This window comes from Nocardia amikacinitolerans NBRC 108937 (assembly GCF_001612615.1).
Lineage (GTDB): Bacteria > Actinomycetota > Actinomycetes > Mycobacteriales > Mycobacteriaceae > Nocardia > Nocardia amikacinitolerans.
This window is the reverse complement of the sequence record NZ_BDAU01000002.1, coordinates 207,068-226,559: the sequence shown is the minus strand read 5'-3', so window position 1 is coordinate 226,559 and position 19,492 is coordinate 207,068. Positions and strand designations below refer to the sequence as shown.

General features: G+C 69.7%; 22 protein-coding genes. 14 read left to right on the top strand and 8 right to left on the bottom strand.

Annotated features, from left to right (window positions below):
- Positions 1 to 93: 93 nt before the first annotated feature.
- From NAM01S_RS03270 to NAM01S_RS03260, 3 genes are read left to right on the top strand one after another with little or no spacing between them, the layout of a single operon-like run.
- On the top strand, positions 94 to 417 hold the full coding sequence (locus tag NAM01S_RS03270; RefSeq protein WP_067778913.1) for a hypothetical protein: 324 nt from the start codon (positions 94 to 96) through the stop codon (positions 415 to 417).
- Positions 414 to 1,718 (top strand): hypothetical protein, encoded by a 1,305-nt coding sequence (locus NAM01S_RS03265; RefSeq protein WP_067778910.1) that lies wholly within the window; start codon positions 414 to 416, stop codon positions 1,716 to 1,718. Before NAM01S_RS03270 ends, NAM01S_RS03265 begins: the two co-directional genes overlap by 4 nt.
- Entirely contained in the window at positions 1,705 to 2,814 is a 1,110-nt protein-coding gene (locus NAM01S_RS03260) for a DUF8176 domain-containing protein (RefSeq protein WP_157107575.1), read from the top strand. Before NAM01S_RS03265 ends, NAM01S_RS03260 begins: the two co-directional genes overlap by 14 nt.
- Before the next feature lie 6 nt (positions 2,815 to 2,820).
- Here NAM01S_RS03260 and NAM01S_RS03255 read toward each other — a convergent pair whose 3' ends face one another.
- Together NAM01S_RS03255 and aztA are read right to left on the bottom strand one after the other, a co-directional pair.
- Positions 2,821 to 3,630 (bottom strand): APH(3'') family aminoglycoside O-phosphotransferase, encoded by an 810-nt coding sequence (locus tag NAM01S_RS03255; protein WP_084482367.1) that lies wholly within the window; start codon positions 3,628 to 3,630, stop codon positions 2,821 to 2,823.
- 10 nt (positions 3,631 to 3,640) lie between these two features.
- Complete coding sequence (aztA, locus tag NAM01S_RS03250; protein ID WP_218018327.1) at positions 3,641 to 4,330, bottom strand: zinc ABC transporter ATP-binding protein AztA; 690 nt, start codon at positions 4,328 to 4,330, stop codon at positions 3,641 to 3,643.
- A 59-nt stretch (positions 4,331 to 4,389) separates the two neighbouring features.
- Here aztA and aztB point away from each other — a divergent pair, with 59 nt between their 5' ends.
- From aztB to aztD, 3 genes are read left to right on the top strand one after another with little or no spacing between them, the layout of a single operon-like run.
- Positions 4,390 to 6,369, top strand: a complete 1,980-nt coding sequence (gene aztB, locus NAM01S_RS03245; protein WP_067778904.1) for a zinc ABC transporter permease AztB — start codon at positions 4,390 to 4,392, stop codon at positions 6,367 to 6,369.
- Positions 6,366 to 7,277, top strand: a complete 912-nt coding sequence (gene aztC, locus NAM01S_RS03240) for a zinc ABC transporter substrate-binding protein AztC (RefSeq protein ID WP_067778901.1) — start codon at positions 6,366 to 6,368, stop codon at positions 7,275 to 7,277. Before aztB ends, aztC begins: the two co-directional genes overlap by 4 nt.
- A 32-nt stretch (positions 7,278 to 7,309) precedes the next feature.
- Positions 7,310 to 8,470, top strand: a complete 1,161-nt coding sequence (gene aztD, locus NAM01S_RS03235; protein ID WP_067778898.1) for a zinc metallochaperone AztD — start codon at positions 7,310 to 7,312, stop codon at positions 8,468 to 8,470.
- A 76-nt stretch (positions 8,471 to 8,546) separates the two neighbouring features.
- Here the strand turns inward: aztD and NAM01S_RS03230 are convergent, their stop codons facing one another.
- Positions 8,547 to 9,050 (bottom strand): ArsI/CadI family heavy metal resistance metalloenzyme, encoded by a 504-nt coding sequence (locus tag NAM01S_RS03230; protein ID WP_067778895.1) that lies wholly within the window; start codon positions 9,048 to 9,050, stop codon positions 8,547 to 8,549.
- 100 nt (positions 9,051 to 9,150) lie between these two features.
- On the opposite strand from NAM01S_RS03230, the gene NAM01S_RS03225 reads away from it, so the two are divergent.
- Positions 9,151 to 9,510 (top strand): Rv2640c family ArsR-like transcriptional regulator, encoded by a 360-nt coding sequence (locus NAM01S_RS03225; RefSeq protein ID WP_067778892.1) that lies wholly within the window; start codon positions 9,151 to 9,153, stop codon positions 9,508 to 9,510.
- Positions 9,511 to 9,621: 111 nt separating this feature from the next.
- On the opposite strand, the gene NAM01S_RS03220 is transcribed toward NAM01S_RS03225, so the two are convergent.
- The 3 genes from NAM01S_RS03220 to NAM01S_RS03210 all read right to left on the bottom strand — a co-directional run bounded on the left by NAM01S_RS03220 (position 9,622) and on the right by NAM01S_RS03210 (position 12,454).
- Positions 9,622 to 10,065, bottom strand: coding sequence for a YybH family protein (locus tag NAM01S_RS03220; protein WP_067778889.1), 444 nt, complete (start codon positions 10,063 to 10,065; stop codon positions 9,622 to 9,624).
- Positions 10,066 to 10,435: 370 nt separating this feature from the next.
- Positions 10,436 to 11,185 (bottom strand): LGFP repeat-containing protein, encoded by a 750-nt coding sequence (locus NAM01S_RS03215; protein ID WP_067778886.1) that lies wholly within the window; start codon positions 11,183 to 11,185, stop codon positions 10,436 to 10,438.
- 267 nt (positions 11,186 to 11,452) lie between these two features.
- Positions 11,453 to 12,454, bottom strand: coding sequence for an Acg family FMN-binding oxidoreductase (locus tag NAM01S_RS03210; protein WP_067778883.1), 1,002 nt, complete (start codon positions 12,452 to 12,454; stop codon positions 11,453 to 11,455).
- A gap of 139 nt (positions 12,455 to 12,593) precedes the next feature.
- Between NAM01S_RS03210 and NAM01S_RS03205 the strand changes: the two genes are divergently transcribed.
- The gene (locus NAM01S_RS03205) at positions 12,594 to 14,000 is read left to right on the top strand and encodes an amidohydrolase family protein (protein ID WP_067778880.1); all 1,407 of its coding nucleotides are present in this window, start codon (positions 12,594 to 12,596) and stop codon (positions 13,998 to 14,000) included.
- Entirely contained in the window at positions 13,997 to 14,944 is a 948-nt protein-coding gene (locus tag NAM01S_RS03200) for an antibiotic biosynthesis monooxygenase (protein WP_067778877.1), read from the top strand. The genes NAM01S_RS03205 and NAM01S_RS03200 overlap by 4 nt, the downstream gene beginning before the upstream one ends.
- A gap of 3 nt (positions 14,945 to 14,947) precedes the next feature.
- On the opposite strand, the gene NAM01S_RS03195 is transcribed toward NAM01S_RS03200, so the two are convergent.
- Both NAM01S_RS03195 and NAM01S_RS34710 read right to left on the bottom strand, forming a co-directional pair.
- Positions 14,948 to 15,301, bottom strand: a complete 354-nt coding sequence (locus tag NAM01S_RS03195) for a hypothetical protein (protein ID WP_067778874.1) — start codon at positions 15,299 to 15,301, stop codon at positions 14,948 to 14,950.
- Positions 15,302 to 15,385: 84 nt separating this feature from the next.
- Positions 15,386 to 15,532: a hypothetical protein gene (locus tag NAM01S_RS34710; protein WP_157107574.1), complete on the bottom strand. Its 147-nt coding sequence runs from the start codon at positions 15,530 to 15,532 to the stop codon at positions 15,386 to 15,388.
- 287 nt (positions 15,533 to 15,819) lie between these two features.
- Here NAM01S_RS34710 and NAM01S_RS03190 point away from each other — a divergent pair, with 287 nt between their 5' ends.
- The 5 genes from NAM01S_RS03190 to NAM01S_RS03170 all read left to right on the top strand — a co-directional run bounded on the left by NAM01S_RS03190 (position 15,820) and on the right by NAM01S_RS03170 (position 19,376).
- Positions 15,820 to 16,101 carry a hypothetical protein gene (locus tag NAM01S_RS03190; RefSeq protein ID WP_067779065.1) on the top strand — a complete coding sequence of 94 codons (282 nt, stop codon included), beginning with the start codon at positions 15,820 to 15,822 and terminating at the stop codon, positions 16,099 to 16,101.
- 141 nt (positions 16,102 to 16,242) lie between these two features.
- Positions 16,243 to 16,659, top strand: a complete 417-nt coding sequence (locus NAM01S_RS03185; RefSeq protein ID WP_067778871.1) for an organic hydroperoxide resistance protein — start codon at positions 16,243 to 16,245, stop codon at positions 16,657 to 16,659.
- Positions 16,660 to 16,780: 121 nt separating this feature from the next.
- Entirely contained in the window at positions 16,781 to 17,206 is a 426-nt protein-coding gene (locus NAM01S_RS03180) for a VOC family protein (protein WP_253798144.1), read from the top strand.
- A 42-nt stretch (positions 17,207 to 17,248) separates the two neighbouring features.
- A complete protein-coding gene (locus NAM01S_RS03175; RefSeq protein WP_067778865.1) occupies positions 17,249 to 18,046 on the top strand; it encodes an SDR family NAD(P)-dependent oxidoreductase in 798 nt (265 codons plus the stop codon).
- Positions 18,047 to 18,053: 7 nt separating this feature from the next.
- Positions 18,054 to 19,376: an APC family permease gene (locus tag NAM01S_RS03170; RefSeq protein WP_067778863.1), complete on the top strand. Its 1,323-nt coding sequence runs from the start codon at positions 18,054 to 18,056 to the stop codon at positions 19,374 to 19,376.
- Positions 19,377 to 19,492: the final 116 nt, after the last annotated feature.

The window sequence follows — 19,492 nt, the reverse complement described above, 5'->3', positions numbered from 1 at the left end:
TGGTTCATCCGGCGCGGGTGTCGGACCCGGACAGTAAGCTCGGCTCAACCGTGATGCGACAGCGAGAGTTTGGTTTTCCGTGAAGGGGGAACGATGGACACGCTGAAGCTCGACCCGGCGGCGATGGCCGCCTACACCGCGATAGCGGACACCGTTGCGCAGCAGTTGGCGCAGGCCTCGGCCGCCGCGTCCGGCGCGGTGAACCCGCAGAAGCTCGACGCCGATCTCGGCATGGTCGGCGCGGAATTCGTCGCGCGGTTCACCGCCGCGGTGTCCGAGCACACCCAGGCACTGTCCACCGCGGGTCAGCTGGTGGCCGCCTACGGTCAGGTGCTGCGTGACTACGGCGCCGCCATGCAGACCGGTGACGCGGAGACCGCGGCCGCGCTGGCGAAGACGGGGGAGGAGCTGGCATGAGGCGGCTCAGCGGTTTACGCCGACGGCGACCCACCGAACAGACCAGCACCGACACGCTGCCGGTCGTCAGCAACGATCCGACATCGGACCCGCCGATCGTCGCGGCGCTCGTGCAGCCGATGCTCTCGCTGCGCGCGACCCTCGGCACCGGCGCCACCCTGCCCGACCGCGCCATCTCCGGCGCGCTGTCCGCTGCGTCCACGCACGCCGCCGATTCCGAAGGCCCGCACCGGGACGGTCTGTACGCGCTGGAGTCCACCTGGACCTCGCGCGGCGCGGACGCCGCCGTGCCCGCGCTGCGCACCACCCAGACCGAGATCGGCGAGATCACCGACCGCGGGCCCGCCTACCTGTCGGTGCTCGGCGACGCGCAAGCCACCAGCGCCCGCGCGGCGCGTCGGGTGGACCAGATCATCGCCGACTTCCGCCGCGACGCAAGGCAAATCCTCGGCGGCGCGACCGCCGCGCCCGATACCGACGCGGTCATCGAGCGCGCGGCGCAGGCGCTGCGCGACGCGATCGCCACCGTGAGCACCGCGCGCACCGAGATGAACGACCACACCCGTCGGCTGGACGAGATGGGTCCGCTCACTGTCACCCAGCCCGGCGGAATCGGCGGCACCAGCCAGCCGTCCATCGGCGGTAGCTCGGTCACCACCGTGCCAGGCACCACCGTGCAGGGCCAGCCGCTCGACCCGCAGCAGGCCGCCCAGCTCCAACTCCAGCAGCAGCTCATCTCGGCGGGCGTGCAGCTGGGCACCGCCGCCATCTCGGCGGGCGTCGATATCGGCACGCACCTGATCGACAAGATCGTCGAGGTCGGCACGCACGCTATGGACACCGTTGCCGCGTCGGCGGACAAGGCGATCGACAAGGCGATCCCGGAGCTGATCAACCCGGGAAGCACCACGAACGGCAACGGTGGCGGCACGTCCGGTACCCCGTCGAAGGTTATCGATTTCGGCGGCGGCTCGACGCCGTCGAATCCGGCGCAGAACGGGACAGGACCGAGCGCGAAACCCGATGCGCCGAAGCCGGATGCGAGGCCGGCGCCGCCCGCGTCGATCATCCCGCCCACGCCCGCGCCGCAGGACGCGCCGCCGTACCGGCCCGCGCCGGAACCGAGCGGGCCGCCCGGCACCCACGGTGGCGTCGCGATGCCGCCGCCGATGGGCGGCGATCAGGACCGCAGGCCGCGCGACGGCCAGCTCGGCGTCACGGTTCCCGCGGCCGCTATGATCCCCGAATCGGTCACCGTCCCGGCCGCCGTGATCGGCGACTTCGGCGATGACGCGCCCTGACCAGGGCCCGTCGAACAAGGAGCAGGGACAGCCGAATCCGTTCGACACGGGTCTGCCGATGTTGCGCTTGCCCGCGCCTCCCACGGGCAAGCGTCGACGGCGGCGGCCCGCGGGAGGTAAACCCGGGTCGTCGTACAGCGCGCCGCTGCGCGCACCGGAGCCGCCACCACGGATGCCCGAGCCGCCGCGCGGATCCGGGTTGCCGCCCGTAGCCGGTCCGCCGCGCGCACCGGAACCGTCGTACACGCCGGAACCCTCCGCCGCGCCGCCGGTTCGGAAGCCGCCGCGTCGGATGGGCGAGTGGGCCGAATGGCTCGACCCGCCGACGCGCGCCGAGGAACTTCCGGAGCAGCCGACCGTCGAGATCCAGGTACCGGTCGACGACGAGCCGGAACCGGACCGCCGCACCGACGACAGCAAGCCGTTCGTGCCCGCGATCATCGACCGCACCGGCGGCAATCCCGGTCCCGCACTGCGCCGTCCGCGTCCACGCCCGCAGGAACAGCAGCAAGAACGCGGCAACAAGATCCTCGCGGTACTGATCGTCCTCGGTCTGCTCGTCGCGGTCGGCTCGATCATCTGGGCGGTGCTCCCCAGCTCCGGAACGCGCACCGTGACCGCGCCGACCAGCTCGGTGCCCGCGGCCGACGACGCACCGGCGCCCGCGTCGCCTACGCCGACGGGACCCGATTCCCCTACGGCGGTCGCGACTCCCGGATGCGAACAGCGCCGCACCGGTGACGTCGTCTCGGGCACCGGTATCGGCGGCACCACCGACGGGCCCTCGGCCATCCTCGCCTTCGAACGCGCCTATTACGTGCAACGTTCGGGTCCGGCGGCGCGCGCCGTCGTCGCCGCCGACGCGACGGTCCCGCCCGCCGAACAGATCCAGCGCGGCATCGACCAGGTGCCGGTCGGGACCCGCTACTGCGTCCAGATCACCCGCACTGCCGTCGGCGCGGGAGATGGGCAGTCGCACTGGGAAGTCCGGCTCACCCAGCAGTATCCGGGTCAGCAGCCGAGGATCTTCACCCAGATCATCACCACCAAAACCGTCAACGGCCGCACCCTGATCACCGGCATCTCGATGGCCTGATTCGCCTCACCCCCAGGTGAGCGGATCGAGGTGCAGGTAGAAGCGCTGCCGGTCGGCGTCGAGATCGATGCCGTAGCGTTCGGCGAAGCGCCGATCGGCGTCCCGCGCGCTGCGCTCGTCGGGCCACGTCTCCCGCGAATTCGCCAGCAGCAGGGCGATATCGACATACGGGTCGGCCACGCCGAGACGGCCGAGGTCGAGGAATCCGGCGAACGACCCGGTGTCCGGATCGAGGACGATGTTCGGCAGACACAGATCGCCGTGGCACACCACGTATTCCGCGGCCTCCTGCGCGATCCGCAGGTCCAGCTGAGCGCGCAGCCGCGCCAAGAGGACCCGCGTCGGCGTGTTCAGCTGTTCCTCCGGAAGGAATTCCGGATTCACCGCGCCGCGCGCCACCACGTCCTCGGCCTTGGCGAACATCTTGGCGACGTCGCGTTCGAACGGACAAGTATCCGTGGGTATATCGTGCAGCGTGCGCACAGCCTCGGCGATCGATGCCCAGGCGGCGGACAGCTCCTCTGCGGGCACCCGGTCGGCGGGCACGCCGTGCACGGCCGTGGTCACCAGACAGGCGGCATCGCCGACCTGCCGCCACAGGACCGGTTGCGGCCCGGGAATGCCGTCGCCGCTGAACCATGCGACCCGGTCGCACTCCTCGCGCAGGTCGGGTATCGAATCCTCCGCGACGCATTTCGCGTACCGCGAGCCGTCGGCGGCGCGGAACACGGCCGCCCCGGACTCCCCGCCGTCGACCGGCTCCCACTCGGTGTCGGCCGGGAGAACGGAGCGGAAGCGGGTCAGCGCATCGGACACGGCATCGACGTTAGCAGCGCGATCGAGACGCGGAACCGAGGGCGATGGTCGACTCCGGATCGCCCTCGGCGAGCAGTCTGCCGTTCTCCAATAGCAGGCAGTGGCCGCCGCGCAGCGCCTCGTCGCGCTGGTGGGTGGCGTGCACGACGGTGACCCCTCGGCCGACGACGTCTTCGAGCAGATCCGTGATCCGTTGCCGCGCTTCGGCATCCAGTCCGGTGGTCGGCTCGTCGAGGAGCAGCAGGTCGGCCTCTTGGGCCAGTGCCTGCGCGAGCAGCGCCCGCTGCCGCTGCCCGCCGGAGAGCGTGTCCAGGCGCCGGTCGGCCAGGTCGGCGATGTCCATGCGCGCCAAGCATTCCTCGATGACCGCGCGATCCGTTCGCCGCAGGCGCCGCCACGGTCCGCGGTGCGCCCACCGTCCCATGGCGACCGTCTCCCGGACCGTGATCGGCAGCGTCGCGGGCACCGCACTGTGCTGCACGACGAACGCGGTCCGCCGGATGCCCGGCCGCTCGACGGTCCCCGCCAGCGGTTTCAGCACGCCGGCGAGCGCCGCGAGCAGTGTCGACTTGCCGGAGCCGTTGTGGCCGAGCACCGCGGTGATTCGGCCGGTCGGGATGGTCGCGGTGACGTCCGCCAGTGCGGCCCGGCCGCGGTAGCCCGCCGACAATCCGGCCAGTCGCAGGTCCGCTCGGTTCACACTGTGTCTCCCGTCACTCAGTTGTAATGATAACCATTTTCATTCTATGGTGTCGCCTCATGGAGTGGTTGATCGCCCCGTTCGAGGTGTCGTTCGTGCAGCGGGCTCTCTGGGGCGGCCTGCTCGTCTCGTGCCTGTGCGCTATCGCCGGTACCTGGGTCGTGGTGCGCGGCATGGCTTTTCTTGCCGACGCGATGGCGCACGGGATGCTGCCGGGTATCGCGATCGCGGCGCTGCTCGGCGGAAACCTGTTGGTGGGCGCGGCGTTCAGCGCGGGCGCGATGGCGCTCGGGGTGTCCGCGCTGACCAGGAACGCGCGGCTCTCGGCCGACATCGGCATCGGGTTGCTGTTCGTCGGCATGTTGTCGATCGGCGTCGTGATCGTCTCGCGGGCACAGTCTTTCGCGGTCGACCTGACCGGCTTCCTGTTCGGCGACGTGCTGGCGATCCGGGACCGGGATCTGGTCTACCTGGTCCTCGCGCTGCTGGTCGCGGCCGCCGTCGCGCTGCTCGGCCATCGCGCCTTCGTCGCGCTGGCCTTCGATCCGCGCACCGCGCACACGCTCGGGTTGCGGCCGAAGGTCGCGCAGGTGGCCTTGGTCGGTCTCCTCACGCTCGCCATCGTCGCCTCGTTCCACATCGTCGGTACGCTGCTGGTCTTCGGCCTGCTCATCGCACCGCCCGCCGCGGCGATGTTCTGGGCGCACCGGCTTCCGGTGATCATGGGCGTGGCCGCCGGGCTCGGTTCGCTGGCGACGGTGACCGGACTGCTGATCTCCTGGCACCTCGGTACGGCGGCGGGCGCCACCATCGCGGCGGTCGCGGTGGCGCTGTTCTTCCTGTCCGCGACGTTCTCCGCTTTGCGGAGCCGAATCCGGTTGTCGGGCAGAAAGTTCGGTCCTTTGGTGCTGGTGGCGGTGCTGCCGTTGGTCGGTTGCGGCGCCGATCGGGTTACCGACGAGGCCGAATCGGCGCCGCACGGCTACGTCGAGGGCGCGGAGGAGACCGCGGAACCGCAGCCGCGACTCGTTCTGGCGGACAAGGAGTCCGGTGCGGTGCGGGTGCTGGACCTGATCTCGGAGCAGGTCACCGAGCTCGAGCCCGCCGTTGGCATCACGCACATAGCTGACGACGGACGCTACGCGTATCTCTCGATGCCGGAAGGGATTCGAATTATCGACACCGGCACCTGGCTGGTGGATCACGGTGACCACGTGCACTACTACAAGGCGCCCATCCGGGATATCGGCGCGTACGCCGTTGGACCGGTGGTCACCGCGGCCTCGGACACCTCGGTCGTCGCGCTCGTGCTCGGCAGCGGCGACACCGCGCTCCTGGACCGCACCGCGCTGGACGCGGGCTCGGTGCCCGACAGCGACGCGCACGCGGGCGGTCCGGCCGTGCCGTCGGGGGAACACACGGTGGTGGCGCGCCGGACCGATGGCCGGGTGGAGGTTCGAGGCCGTGACGGAGCGGTGGTCGCCGCGCCCGCGGAGCCGTGCCAGGAACCGCGTGGCACGGCGAAAACCAGGATCGGCGTCGTCTTCGGTTGCGCCGACGGCGCTTTGGTCGTGAACGTCCAGGAGGGGAGCACCACCGCTACCAAGATCGCCTACCCGAGCCCGATTCCCCAGGCCGAGCGCGCGGTCGAATTCCACCACCGCCCCGGCAGCGCCACGCTGGCGGCCGAGGCGGGGGAGCGCGGGACCTGGCTGCTCGACGCTCGCCGCAAGACGTGGACTTTCGTCGAGACCGGCCCCGTGCTCGCGGCGAACACCGCGGGGGAGGGCGCGCCGCTGCTGACGTTGTCCGCCGATGGTGTGCTGCACGCCTACGACGCCGCGACGGGCAGCGAACTCACGCGCAAGCAGCTCGTCGAGCCCGGCTCCGCGTCGAGCATCGTGGTCGATTCGAGCCGCGCCTACGTCAACGATCCCGCCGGACGAAAGGTGCTGGAGATCGACTACTCCGACCTGCGGACAGCTCGCGTCTTCCCACTCGAGATCGCCCCCACGCTGATGGTGGAGGCGGGCGAATGAGAGCCGTAGCGCGTCTCGGAATCTTCCTCGCCGCCGTGCTCGTGCTCGCCGGATGCGTGTCACCGGACGCCGAGCGCCGCGAGATCATGGTGACCACGAACATCCTCGGCGATCTGACCGAGGCGATCGTCGGCGACGCCGCCGAGGTGACGGTGCTCATGCGGCCCGACGCCGACCCGCACTACTTCGCTATCTCGGCGCAGCAGGCCGCGCGGTTGGAGCGGGCCGGGCTCGTCGTGCACAACGGTCTCGGGCTGGAGGAAGGCGTGCAGCGCCACGTCGACGCCGCAGCGCACGCCGGTGTCGCGACGGTGGCGGTCGGCGACCGGGTCGACCCGCTGCGCTATCGCCCCGAGGTCGGCGCCGATCGCCCCGACCCGCACTTCTGGACCGACCCGCTGCGCGTCCGCCGCGCCGTCGAGGTGATTCGCGACGAGGTGATCGCGCACGTCGCCGGCGTGGACGCGGCGGCGATCCGCGAGCGCGCCGAGCGTTACCTCGGCGAGCTCGACCGGCTCGACCGGTGGATGACCGAGCGGTTCGCCGCCATTCCGGCCGAACGGCGCAAGCTGGTCACGAACCATCACGTATTCGGTTATCTCGCACAGCGTTACGGCTTTCAGGTGATCGGCGCCGTGATTCCAGGCGGCACCACGCTCGCCTCCCCGAGCTCGTCGGATCTGGCCGGACTAGCCGACGCCGTGCGGGCCGCGGGCGTCGGCGCGATCTTCGCCGACTCCGCCCAACCTGATCGCCTCGCCCGCGTGCTCGCCGAACAGGCCGGGCTGCACGTCCGAGTCGTCCCGCTGTACTCCGAATCGCTCACCGGGCCGGGCGGTGGCGCCGAGACCTACCTGGAGATGATGCGCGCCAACACCGAGGCGATCGCGCGCGGCCTGGCCCCATGAACGCAGTATTGGAACGAAAATAGGAGCACCACATGCACTTTCGGCCACAGAACGGCACCGCGCTCGCGCTGTCGGGTCTGCTCACCGCGGCGCTCGCGCTGGCCGGATGCGGCTCGGACGAGGCCGAGCCCGCGGGCAAGCGGATCGCCGAGCCCATCGCGGTCACCTACGACGGCGGCATCCACGTGCTCGACGGCACGACGCTCGAATTACACGGCAGCACAGCGCTAGAGGGCTTCAACCGCCTCAACCCGGCGGGCGACGACCGGCATCTGATGGTGTCGCACAAGGACTCGTTCCGGGTCTACGACGCCGTCGCGGCCGAGTTCACCGATATCGAATTCCCCGGAGCCAAACCGGGTCACGTGGTCCAGCACGCCGGACGGACGGTGCTGTTCGCCGACGGTACCGGCGAAGTGACGTCGTTCGATCCGGTGCGGCTGGCCGACGGAAAGCCAGCCACCGAAGCGTACAAGTCGGCCGCGCCGCACCACGGCGTCGCCATCGAGCTGGCCGACGGATCACTGGTCGTCACGCTCGGCACCGAGGAGAAACGCACCGGTATCGCGGTGCTCGACGCTCAGCGCAAGGAGATCGCCCGCAACGAGGACTGCCCCGGCGTGCACGGCGAGGCTACCGCCGAGGGCGACACCGTGGTCGTCGGCTGCCAGACCGGCGCGCTGGTCTACCGAGGCGGCGTCATCACCAAGGTGACGAGCCCGACGCCCTACGGCCGCATCGGCAACCAGGCGGGCAGCGAGGAATCGACCATTGTGCTCGGCGACTACAAGAAGGACAAGGACGCGGAACTCGAACGGCCGCAGCAGGTCTCGCTGATCGACACGGTCACCGGAACGCTGCGCCTCGTCGATATCGGCACCAGCTACACGTTCCGTTCGCTCGGCCGCGGCCCGCAGGGCGAGGCGCTGGTCCTCGGCACCGACGGTCGCATCCACGTCATCGATCCGGTCGCCGGCACGGTCACCCGGACCATCCCGGTCATCGACTCGTGGCAGGAACCGTTGAAGTGGCAGCAGGCCCGCCCTGCGCTGTTCGTCCGCGGCGGCGTCGCCTACGTCTCGGACCCGGCCACCAAGAAGGTGCATCGCGTCGACCTCGCCGCGGGCGCGGTCACGGCGTCGGTCACCCTGCCGGACAGCCCGAACGAGTTGAGCGGCGTTCTCGCCCACTGAGCCGGAACACGGTTCGCGGATACGCCCGGATTCCGGCCGACGTTGAGGGGAGACCGGAATCCGGGAATTTGTAGGGTCATCCGCAGCAGGCGGCGCCCGAGGCGACGGCGTCCCGCTTGGCGGACGTGCCGCAGCACGCGCCATCGGCGACGGCCTCCTCGACGGTGCCGCAGCACGGTTCGTCGGTCTCGGATCGCGGTGCGGCGCCGAAGGTTTCGCTGTCCGCGAGCACCGTGTAGACCTCCCACCGCTCGGCGTCCGGTGCGGTCACCCAGACCTTGTCCTGGGTGGCGAAACAACACGTCGTCGCCATCTCCTCCTCGGTGAACACGCCCGCGCCCGAGAGCCGCGCGATCTCGGCGTGCACCTGCTCGGAGGATTCCACCTCGACGCCGAGGTGGTTGACGCTGCCGCCGTGGCCGGGGTTCTCCAGGAGGACCAATTTCAGCGGCGGCTCCGCGATGGCGAAGTTCGCGTACCCGGGCTTGCGCTTGGCGGGTTCGGTGGCGAACAGGGTCGAGTAGAACGTCACCGCCCGATCGAGATCGTCGACATTGAGGGCGAGTTGGATGCGAGACATGGCGGATACCTCCACTTGTGAGACATATATCGAAGAACTTTCGACCTGAAGTCTCGTCTCCTTTTCGACATATGTCAACAAGGTGCGTAGGATCGGCGGCATGCCGAAGGCTCTGCCTGTGATCGATATGTCCGCTCCCGTCTGCTGCGCCCCGGTCGCCGCGGGCCCGATCGACGACGACGCCGCGCTGGAAGTTGCCCTGCGGCTCAAAGCCATCGCTGACCCGGTGCGGGTCAAGCTGATGTCGCTGCTGCTGACCACCGCGGCGGGCGAGCAGAACACCGGCGACCTCGCCGCCGCCGTCGGCCTCGCCGAATCCACCGTCAGCCACCACCTCGGCCAGCTGAAGAAGGCGGGTCTCGTCGAGTCCGAACGCCGCGGCATGAACATCTACCACCGGGCGCGCCGCGAGGCGCTCTCGGCGCTGTGCGTCGTGCTGGACCCGAACTGCTGCACGTAGGGTCCTCCGCCGGATTTATCACCCAACCGCCCAGGCGTCCCTAGAATCCCGCGGCGCGCTCGAGCCCGGCGGCTTCGATGCTCGCAGCCGGTCGGCTATCTGTCGAAGTCTCTACGGCTGCAAGTCGAGGGCCGCGCCACCGGTAGCGAAATCCGTCGGCGCAGCGGAGTGATCGTGGACGATCAGCCATCGCCCGTCGATCCTGCGGTAGCAGACGGTCCACCGCATCCAATAGTCGAGTTCGGTGCCGTCGTTCAGCACGCCGATCATGCGGTTGAGGCTGTAGCTGAACGCGACATCCCCGCCGACGGTGATCACGAGATCGCGGATCTCCATCTCGATCGGACCGCCGAAATTCGCGAACGTCTCGTCCCACGGCTTGCGGTACTCGGACATACCGACGTACCGCAGCGGTGGGACGATGTCGAACGAGACCGTATCGGGATCGTGCAGCGCCACGACCGCGTCGACGTCCTTGTCGTGGAAGGCCTGCGCCCAGCGATCGATCACCAGCCGGATGGCGGCTTCGTCGCCGAGCTCGACGGGGGATGCCATCGCCGCCTCCTCGCAAGTGTGGGTCCGTGTCCTTTCTACCCGCGTCGGCGATTCCCTGTCGTCCCGATTCCCGAACCGCGCGCCGAAGCAACTGGTGCGCAGTCGATTTGGATTGCCGACTACGACTATTCGCTTCGGTGATCGGACACCCAACTCGCGAACGAGCGGGCTGGCCGATCCACAATCGCCGCCCCCTCCTGTGTCACGACCGGTTCGCACTCGAGTTCGCGGGGCGTAGCGGTTCATCAGCGCGCGGACCGCTGGCGAAGAACTCGAGACCGACGAGTCGACACCGCACGAACATGGCGGCATGGACCCCTGATCCGTTATCTGCCGAAACTCTGTTGCCGGTAATTCGTCGGGGCGCGGGTCAGGGTAGCCAGGTGATGCGGCCGCCTTGGAAGTCTTGGGCTTTGCCGCCTTCGTAGTCGTATTCCTCGCCGGTGGGGTAGCCGTAGCGGCCGTTCTCGGCGCCCGCGCGGACCCAGTCGTCGCGGATGGCGCCCCAGACGGCGTGGGCGCCGGTGCGCGGGGACCAGTAGACGGCGCCGCCGGTGAAGAGGTTGTAGCGGCCGTTGCCCGCGGAGGTGGCTTCGTCGGTGATCGGGAAGCCGAGCGCGCCGCCTTCCCAGCCGAGCGCGCCCCATCTGTCGCGGATGGCCCCGCCGACCTGGTGGGAGTCGGTGCCGAGCGACCAGTAGATGGATCCGCCCTGGAAGTGGTTGAAGCGGCCCTGCCCGCCGGGCGTGGCGAGCTCACCGGTGACCGGGTAGCCGAGCGTGCCGTTCTCCCAGCCGAGCGCGCCCCACTTGGCGCGGATCGAGCCGCCGACTTGGTGCGCGCCGACCTCGGGGTGCCAGTAGATGGCGGCATTGCGTTCGAAGGCCTGGTAGCGGCCGCCGCGGCCGGCGTCGAGTTCGGGGGTGACGGGATCGCCCAAGACGGCGGGTCCGCCCGCTCGGTCGTATTCGACCTCGATGGCGCCTCCGACGTCGAAGGCGCCGACGGGACGCGCTGCGGCTGTGCCGATGCCCGCGGTGAGCGCGACGGCCAGCGCGGTGGTGACGAGGGCGCCGCGGCGGGACGCGGACGGGCGGGTGGTGCGACGTTGCCGAGCCAAGTGAACTCCCTGACAGATGGGTACCGGATGGCGGACCGGGATCGCGACGCGCCCGGCGCTGACGTGCGAAGACAGCCTACGGGCGGCACGAGACCAGGTCCGTCCCCGGCCTGCGCACGGCCGGAGAAAGCGACGGCACGCGCGGCACTGGGCCGCCGGTGCCGGTGTCGTCATCGACACGAGGTCCATCGGCGATCCACGCTCGGTCGTTAGCGGACCTCGCGATCTCGTCCGCTTCGTCCGATTCGCGGGGGTCCGCGCGGAAACTTACGGGGTGGTGACGGTCAGGATGTCCTCGATCGGCAGACGCGGTGTCGGCGGCAGGGGATCAGGATCCGGCGCGGTGCCCACCCGGACGACGACCTGGGGTCGCAGGTGGTGGGGCAGCAGTCCAGCGATCACCCGGCGCGCGGCGGGCAGTTCGGTGATGTGGGTGAGCGGGCAGGTCGAGAGTCCGGCGCCGGTGCATTCCAGCAGCACCGCCGACAGCGCCTCGCCGGTCCGCAACCACTGCGCGGTCGAGTCTTCGGCCGAGCTCAGCGCCAGCAGCCGGGCTCGATCCTCGGGCGTCGCCCGCCGGGTGGTTCCCGACGCGGTGGGGAAGTCGCGGCGCACGGGCACGCGACCGGCCTCGGCCGCCGTCGCGAGCGCGGTCGGCGGGATCCCCTCGGACAGATCGAAATGTCCGGTCCACCAGCGCAATTCGCTCTGATACGGCTTGTCGTAGCGGCGCAGCGCCTCGGCCTGGTCGGAGGCGGCGGCGAGCCGCTCGCGCACCGAGTCGGGCAGATCGTCGAGGGTGACCTCGCACGCCCGTGCCACTTCGGTCACGCCGGGCAGCAGCGCGTCCCAGCCCTCGGGTTCGTCCATCGGGAGCCGGTCGGAGTACCTGCGCAAGATGACCTTGGCCTGCGTGCGGATGCGTTCCGGCGGGTCGGGCCAAGGCCGGAAGGCCAGCGCGGCCAGATAGCGCGGCCGCGCCGGATCGGGCAGGCGGACGACATCGGTGTGCCAGCCGTTCGCGGCGAAGGCGGTCCTGGTGTGGTGCAGCATGGCGCCGCAGCTGATCACCTGCTGGCGACCGTCCGGGTCGGCCATCGGCAGCGACCGGTCGGGGTCGCTGTGCAGGTGCAGCCGCTTGCCGTCGAAGACCAGGCGCCAGGGCTGAGAGTTGTGCAGGGAGGGAGCGCGGCGAGCGATCTGCAGCGCGGCGGAGACGGCCGATGCGTCGGGAACTGCAGATCCGGCACGAGCGTTTTCTGCGGTCATGCCTATCGAGTATGGCACGAGGTGGCCGGGCATTCGCGGAGCCGACGTATTGGGCGGTGATCGGTGCAGGAGTCGCAGGTAGACGCGCCTTTTCCGGCAATCGCCGATGTGATGCCGCCCGCTGTGCTGTGCTCGACTCGTGAGCCGAGTGCACTTGGGGCACATCTTCCACGTCGCCGGACGCCCCACCGTCCAGAACGCGGCGGACGCGCTCGTCTCCGTGCCGGACGGCGCGTTGGTCGTCGGCGATGACGGCCGGATCACCTACTGCGGCGACCGCGACGAGATTCCCGCCGAATTCCGCGATGCGGACGAATTCGACCACCGCCCTGGCTTTTTGCTTCCCGGTTTCGTCGACGCCCACATCCATTTCCCGCAGACCTTCGCCGGTGACGCCTACGGCGGCGGACAGCTGCTCGAATGGCTCACGCTGTGTATGTATCCGGCGGAATCCCGGCTCGCCGATCCGGTGTTCGCGAAGCACGCGGCGGCCGAATTCTGTGCCAGGCGGATCGCCGCGGGCACCACCGCCGCGATGGTGTTCGGGTCGGCCTTCCCGCACGCGCAGGACGCGCTGTTCAGTGAGACGCGCCGCCGCGGCCTGCGCATGGTCGGCGGCCGCGGCATCCAGACCACGGGGGAGGAGGAGTCGGTCGCGCCGCTGCTCACCTCCGAGGACGAGGCGATCCGGTTGACCGAGGCGGAGATCGACACCTGGCACGCGGCCGACACCGGCGACGTCGACACCGCCTTGCTGCACGTGGCGATCGTGCCCCGCTTCTCGCTGTCGGTGACCCGCGAGACGCTGCGCAATCTCGGTGAGCTCTACGACTCCGTGCGACATCGCGGCGTCTATTTCCACAGCCACCTGAACGAGAACAACCGCCCCGGCACGGGCGAGGTCGACAGCACCAAGCAGGCGTACCAGGTGAATTCGTACCTCGACACCTACGACGGGAAGTTCCTGCCCGGCTCGCAGGTCGGCGGCAAGAGCATGCTCGGCAAGCGCAGCATCCTGGCGCACTGCGTGCACTGTCAGGACGCGGAACTACGGCGGCTGGCGCAGACCGGCAGTTCGATCGCGCACTGCCCGGTGTCCCAGCAGTTCCTCGGCTCCGGGACGATGCCGTGGCAGCGGACGATCGCCTCGGGGGTCACGGTCGCCGCGGGCACCGACTACGGCGGCGGCGACGAATGGTCGATTCCGCGGGTGCTCGCGGCGGCGTTCAAGGTGCACATCTCCGAACCGGGCGCGGACGGCGTCTCGATGCATCCCGCCGAAATGCTGTTCACCGGAACGCTGGCCGGTGCGCGAGCCCTCGACATGGAGAACCGCTTCGGGAACTTCGACCTCGGCAAGGAGGCCGACTTCGTCGTCGTCGACCCTGCCCGCGAACCGGCGCTGGAAAGCGCACTGGCGCAAGGGATCCGATCCGACGACCCGGTTCTGGCGCGCGATCAGGCGCTGTTCGCGCTGTTGATGGGAATGGGCGAGGCGGCGGTCGCGCAGGTCTACGTCCAGGGTCGCCGCGTCGACGACCGATGAACGCCACCGCCGTCACCGTCTTCCACCGCCCCTCCGATATCGCGGCTTTCGCGGTCTGGCTGGATCGGATGTCCGAAACAGCCTCCACCGCAGAAGGATTCGTGCAGAGCTGCCGCGCGGTGTACGACGAGCCCGCACTGGAGCCCGGATTCGGCGCGACTTTCCGCTCCGAGGCGCTGGCGAACGAATTCCTCGACTCGGCGGCGAGAACGGCGTTGCTCGCCGAAGGCGAGGCGTGCGGATTTCACCGGAAGAGTTCGGATCTGATCATCGTCGAGGGGGAGTTGCCGCCGCCAGGAATCGGGGTGTTCGATCACCGTGTCGCGAACGGAAAGGTCGCCGATTTCGTTGCGGCGGAAGCGAATTTGGCGGCTTTGAGCGCCGAGTTCCCCGGATTCGACGGTGTCGCGCTGTTCTCGCGCGGCGACACCGGCCGGTGGTTCTCGGTTCTCCGGTTCCGCACGGCGCGCCATTTGGCGGACTGGATGCGCTCGGAGCAGCGGGCCGCGGCGCTGCCCGCGTTGCGCGCCGAACTGACCGAGGATTTCTCGGGCGTCGCGCACACCACGCCGTTCGGATCCACGCTCCGCACCGTCGACGGCCGGACCCGGGTGACGCCCACCTGGAAGATCGCGATGCTGGTGCTGCTCGTGCTGTATCCGACGGTGATGACGCTGTCCCGGTTCCTCGGCCCGGTGCTGGACGAGATCGGGGCGCCGCCCTGGCTGGCGATGTGGTTGAGCCAGATCGTGAGCGTCGCGCTGATGAGCTGGATCCTGTCGCCCGCGGTGGCGGCCTGTTTCCGGCGCTGGCTCGACCCGGTCGACGGCGCGGGCTGGCGGGTGAGCGCGCTCGGCGCCGCCATCGTCGTCGTCCTCTACGCCATGACGTTGCTGCTGTTCGCCACGGTGAAATGGCTGCACTACTGGGATTACAACCGCTGAGTCTCACCGCGACATCGCGGTCCCGCCGATCGAGACGTAGACCAGCATCACCATGAACAGGAACCAGCCCGCGCCCTGCCAGATCGGCCAGACCCGGCCCTGCCGCCAGCGCAGATAGGTGATCACGAACGCGCCGATCCCGCCCGCCAGCAGGACGACGGCGGGGACGAGCAGCACCGCGATGCCCGAGGCGGCATCGCACAGCAGCGGACCGGACAGGCACGCGTCCCGCCCGGCGGCCCAGACCGCGGCGACCAAGGCGACAAGTGCGGCAGTGCCGAGAACAGCGAGGTCGTAGCGGATGGCCTGGCGAAGTCCCTCCGGATCGGACCAGCGCTTCTCGACATCGTTCACCATCCGGCTCACCTCCGCTCGCGGTCACGGGCGTCGTCGACACCCGTGACCGGAGTTGCCGGACCGCCCGGTCTCAAACTCGAACGGTCAGTGCGTGGCCGACAGATCCGGCGGGTCGGTGTGGTGGTGCCGCATTTCGAACCAGTAGGTGGCGAACACCGTGCCGTAGGCGGCGACGACGACGGACGCGGTCACGACGAGCATCAGCAAAAGCAGTGGAAGCAGAAAAGCCATGTGCCCTCCCCGAAACAGATGTGAGGTCGGCGTTCGAAAGAGGGACGGCGCCGCGTCGCGCCCGTGCCCTTCTTCCATCCCCCTGCACCCTTCGAATCCTAGAACCGCGGGGCGTGTGTGGCACGGGTGAACAGCTGTGAGTCGGGTCATGCCGATTTCGGTGTGTCTGCCACATCACATGATCTTGCTGAGGTTGAATTGAACGGGTCGACGAGTTTTTCGAAGTAACGCGCCCTCGTGAAGACGAATCCCGAGCATCACCTCAGCATCCGCGAAGGAGCATGACAGTGAGCACGATCCTCTGCGCGCTACACGACACAGTTCTCGCGCAGGTCAGTAATCCGACCCCCGAAGCGCCGCCGCTGGCGGACAAGCTCATGCAAATGGGTCGGTACTTCACCTGGCTCGTCCAGCTGTCGGGGATCACCGCCATCACCTACGGCGGTGGCCGTTTCGCCTGGGAGAAGTGGAACGGCGGCGGTTTGCAATCACCGAAGATGGTGGCGGGCGCGATGGCGGGAGGCGCCGTCGCCACGAGCGCGGGAACGATCATGAACGCGGTGATCTAAGCACCGGACGGGTCGCGCATCGCGGACGGAACCGACTCCGCCCGCGGTGTGCGACCTTTTTCACTCCGCTATTAGTTGTGCGCAACTTAGTTGCTCGCTACTGTTCATGGGGCACGGCAGGTACTTCCAGAAAGGCACCCCATGAACACCCTCTACACCGCACAGGCCACCGCGACCGGCGCCGGACGCGGCGGCCAAGTCCGCTCGTCCGACCAGGCGCTCGACCTCGAACTGAGCGTGCCGAAGGAACTCGGCGGCGCGGGTGGCGCGGGTACCAACCCCGAGCAGCTCTTCGCCGCCGGATACGCCGCGTGCTTCCACAGCGCGCTGCAGCTGGTCGCCCGCCGCGAGAAGGTGAAGATCGCGGACTCCTCGGTGACCGGCGCGGTGGGCATCGGCCCGAACGGAGACGGATTCGGTCTGGCCGTCACCCTCACCATCGACCTGCCCGGCCTCGAGTCCGGCGTGGCGCGCTCGCTTGTCGACGCGGCGCACCAGGTCTGCCCGTACTCCAACGCCACACGGGGCAACATCGACGTCGACCTGGTCGTCGCCTGAATTCGCAAGTCCGAGAAGTCGATTCGATTCGCCTGGGCCCCGCTCGCGCGCCGGCGCCGGTTTGTCCGGTGCGCGCGGCGGGTAGGTGAGAAGCGTTCCCTTACCGGCGGAGGAGGCGCTCATGAGATCGGACGGCACGATGGCGACCGAGGACGAGGTGACGGCGGCCAGCGCGGTCGGACGGCTGCGCAGCGTGGTGCTGGACTGCCCGGAGCCGCGCGAGCTCGCGAGGTTCTACGCCGCGCTGCTCGGCGGGGTGATCATCGACGAGGACGACGAGGACGACACGTGGGTGGTCGTCGTCGATCCCGACGGCAGGCGCCTGGCGTTCCAGACCGCACCGCGCTACAAGCCGCCGCGCTTCCCGGATCCCGAAGCCTCCCAGCAGATCCACCTCGACCTCTTGGTCGACGACATCGACATCGCCGAAACCAAGGCGCTGGCCATCGGCGCGCGTTTGGTGCAGGCCAACGACGCCGACCGGTTCCGCGTCTACACCGACCCGGTCGGGCACACCTTCTGCCTGGTCTGGCTCGACGGTCGATAGGGGCGGCGGATACAACCGGCTCGGCGTGGGTAGGCGGGCGGTATGACCCAGACACGTCCCCTCGCCCTTGTCACCGGAGCTTCCAGCGGAATCGGCCTGGAACTCGCCAAGCAGTTCGTGGAACACGAGTACGACGTGGTGGTGGCCGCGGAGGACACGGCCATCGAGACCGCCGCCGATCAGGTGCGCCGTCCCGGCGTGGAAGTCCGCGCGGTGCAGGTGGATCTGCGCACGCCAGAAGGTGTGGAGCGGCTCTATTCGGCGGCCACCATGGACGAACGGCCGCTCGACGCGGTCGCGTTCAACGCCGGCGTCGGCCGCGGCGGTGACTTCGTGTCGACCGACCTCGACGACGAACTCGACATCATCGCCCTCAACGTGCGCTCGACGGTGCACCTTGCCAAGCTCGTGCTCGGCGACATGGTGCGGCGCGACACCGGCAAACTGCTGTTCACGTCCTCGATCGCGGCGACGATGCCTGGCGCGAAGCAGGCGGTGTACAACGCGTCGAAGTCGTTCGTGCAGTCCTTCGCCGAGGCGCTGCGCGAAGAGACGCGCGGCACCGGCGTCACGGTCACCGCGCTGATGCCGGGTCCGACCGACACCGACTTCTTCCGCAGGGCCAAGATGCTGGAGACCGTCGTAGGCAAGGGTCCCAAGGACGACCCCGCCGACGTGGCGCGCCAAGGCGTCGAGGCGCTGCTGCGCGGCGACGAGAAGGTGGCGGCCGCCTCGCTGGGCACCAAGGTGCTGACGACGATCACTCACGTCCTCCCCGATTCGGTGAAGGCCGCGGCCAACCGCGTCGTCTCGGCAGCTCCGCTGCCGCACCGGCACTGAGCCGCCCATGGCCGTCGCGCTGAACCGCGTCGTCCGCACGCCCCTGCTGTACTTCTTCATCCTCGGCGACGTGCTCGGCGCGGGGGTGTACGTGTTGGTCGGCGAGATCGCGGGGGCGTCGGGCGGCGCGCTCTGGCTGCCGCTGCTCACCGCTTTGGTGCTCGCCTGTCTCACCGCCGGTTCCTATGCCGAGCTCGCCACGAAGTACCCGAGGGCGGGCGGCTCGGCGCACTACGTGACTCGTGCGCTCGGACCGGCCGCGGGCACCTTCGTCGGGTTCTGCATGCTCGCCGCGGGCGTCGTGTCCGTCGGCGCGTTGGCCAGGGGGTTCGCGTCGGACTACCTCGCCACGCTGGTGACGTTGCCGACCGTCGCCGTCGTGGTGGTCTTCCTGTTCGCCCTCGCCGCGCTGAACTTGCGCGGCATCAAGGAGTCCCTCGGCGCGAACGTGGTCGCCACCGCGATCGAACTCGGTGGCCTGCTGCTCGTCATCGGTCTCGGCGCCTGGGTACTGCTGCGCGGCGAGGGCGACCCGAGCAGGCGCACCCAGGTCGGCACTGCCGAACGCGGGCCGGTCGGTGCGGTGCTCGCGGGCGCCGTGCTGGCGTACTACTCGTTCGTCGGCTTCGAGACCTCGGTGAATCTGGCCGAGGAGGTGCGCGACCCGCGCCGCACCTATCCGAGGGCGCTGTTCGGCGCGCTGCTCACCGCGGGCGCGGTGTACGTGCTGCTCGGTGCGGTCGCGGGGGCCGTCGTGCCCACCGAGGTGCTCGCCGAATCGAGCGGACCGCTGCTGGAGGTGATCCGGGTGGCGGGCGGCGTGCCGGAGCGACTGTTCGCGGTGATCGCGCTCGTCGCGGTGGCCAACGGCGCCCTGCTGACCGGCATCATGGCCTCGCGGCTGGCCTACGGCATGGGACGCGACGGTCTGCTGCCCGCCGCGCTGGCCAGGGTGCTGCCCGGCCGCCGCACGCCGTGGGTCGCGATTCTCGCCACCACCGCCGTGGCGCTGGCACTCGCGCTCACCGGTGAAGTCGGCTCGCTGGCCGAGACGTTGGTGCTGTTGCTGCTCGTCGTCTTCACCGCGGTCAATGCCGCCGTGCTGATCCTGCGCCGGCAGCTGGTCGATGCCGAGCACTTCCAGGTGCCGACGGTGGTGCCCTTGCTCGGTCTGGCGTCGTGTCCGTTCTTGTTCACCCGCATCGGCGCGGAGGTGTGGTTGCGCGGTGCGATCCTGCTCGGGCTTGGGCTGCTGCTCGGCGTCGTCAACGCCGTGCGATCGCGTTCGTCGAGCGGGCCGGAATCCGCGGACGAGCCGACGCGGGTGTGAGCAGCCGACCGGCCATCCAGTAGCTTGGCACGCAGGGTGGCGCGCGGTTCGAAGGAGCCGACGAGGCCGCCGCGGAACCAGTTTTCGCACACCCCACCGGACCTGACGAACGAAGA

What these genes read in the sequence shown, in the direction of transcription:
- NAM01S_RS03270 (WP_067778913.1), top strand. Translation starts at nt 94, where the DNA reads ATGGACACGCTGAAGCTCGACCCGGCGGCGATGGCCGCCTACACCGCG.
- NAM01S_RS03265 (WP_067778910.1), top strand. Translation starts at nt 414, where the DNA reads ATGAGGCGGCTCAGCGGTTTACGCCGACGGCGACCCACCGAACAGACC.
- NAM01S_RS03260 (WP_157107575.1), top strand. Translation starts at nt 1,705, where the DNA reads ATGACGCGCCCTGACCAGGGCCCGTCGAACAAGGAGCAGGGACAGCCG.
- aztB (WP_067778904.1), top strand. Translation starts at nt 4,390, where the DNA reads ATGGAGTGGTTGATCGCCCCGTTCGAGGTGTCGTTCGTGCAGCGGGCT.
- aztC (WP_067778901.1), top strand. Translation starts at nt 6,366, where the DNA reads ATGAGAGCCGTAGCGCGTCTCGGAATCTTCCTCGCCGCCGTGCTCGTG.
- aztD (WP_067778898.1), top strand. Translation starts at nt 7,310, where the DNA reads ATGCACTTTCGGCCACAGAACGGCACCGCGCTCGCGCTGTCGGGTCTG.
- NAM01S_RS03230 (WP_067778895.1), bottom strand. Translation starts at nt 9,050, where the DNA reads ATGTCTCGCATCCAACTCGCCCTCAATGTCGACGATCTCGATCGGGCG.
- NAM01S_RS03225 (WP_067778892.1), top strand. Translation starts at nt 9,151, where the DNA reads ATGCCGAAGGCTCTGCCTGTGATCGATATGTCCGCTCCCGTCTGCTGC.
- NAM01S_RS03220 (WP_067778889.1), bottom strand. Translation starts at nt 10,065, where the DNA reads ATGGCATCCCCCGTCGAGCTCGGCGACGAAGCCGCCATCCGGCTGGTG.
- NAM01S_RS03210 (WP_067778883.1), bottom strand. Translation starts at nt 12,454, where the DNA reads ATGACCGCAGAAAACGCTCGTGCCGGATCTGCAGTTCCCGACGCATCG.
- NAM01S_RS03200 (WP_067778877.1), top strand. Translation starts at nt 13,997, where the DNA reads ATGAACGCCACCGCCGTCACCGTCTTCCACCGCCCCTCCGATATCGCG.
- NAM01S_RS03195 (WP_067778874.1), bottom strand. Translation starts at nt 15,301, where the DNA reads ATGGTGAACGATGTCGAGAAGCGCTGGTCCGATCCGGAGGGACTTCGC.
- NAM01S_RS34710 (WP_157107574.1), bottom strand. Translation starts at nt 15,532, where the DNA reads ATGGCTTTTCTGCTTCCACTGCTTTTGCTGATGCTCGTCGTGACCGCG.
- NAM01S_RS03185 (WP_067778871.1), top strand. Translation starts at nt 16,243, where the DNA reads ATGAACACCCTCTACACCGCACAGGCCACCGCGACCGGCGCCGGACGC.
- NAM01S_RS03180 (WP_253798144.1), top strand. Translation starts at nt 16,781, where the DNA reads ATGAGATCGGACGGCACGATGGCGACCGAGGACGAGGTGACGGCGGCC.
- NAM01S_RS03175 (WP_067778865.1), top strand. Translation starts at nt 17,249, where the DNA reads ATGACCCAGACACGTCCCCTCGCCCTTGTCACCGGAGCTTCCAGCGGA.
- NAM01S_RS03170 (WP_067778863.1), top strand. Translation starts at nt 18,054, where the DNA reads ATGGCCGTCGCGCTGAACCGCGTCGTCCGCACGCCCCTGCTGTACTTC.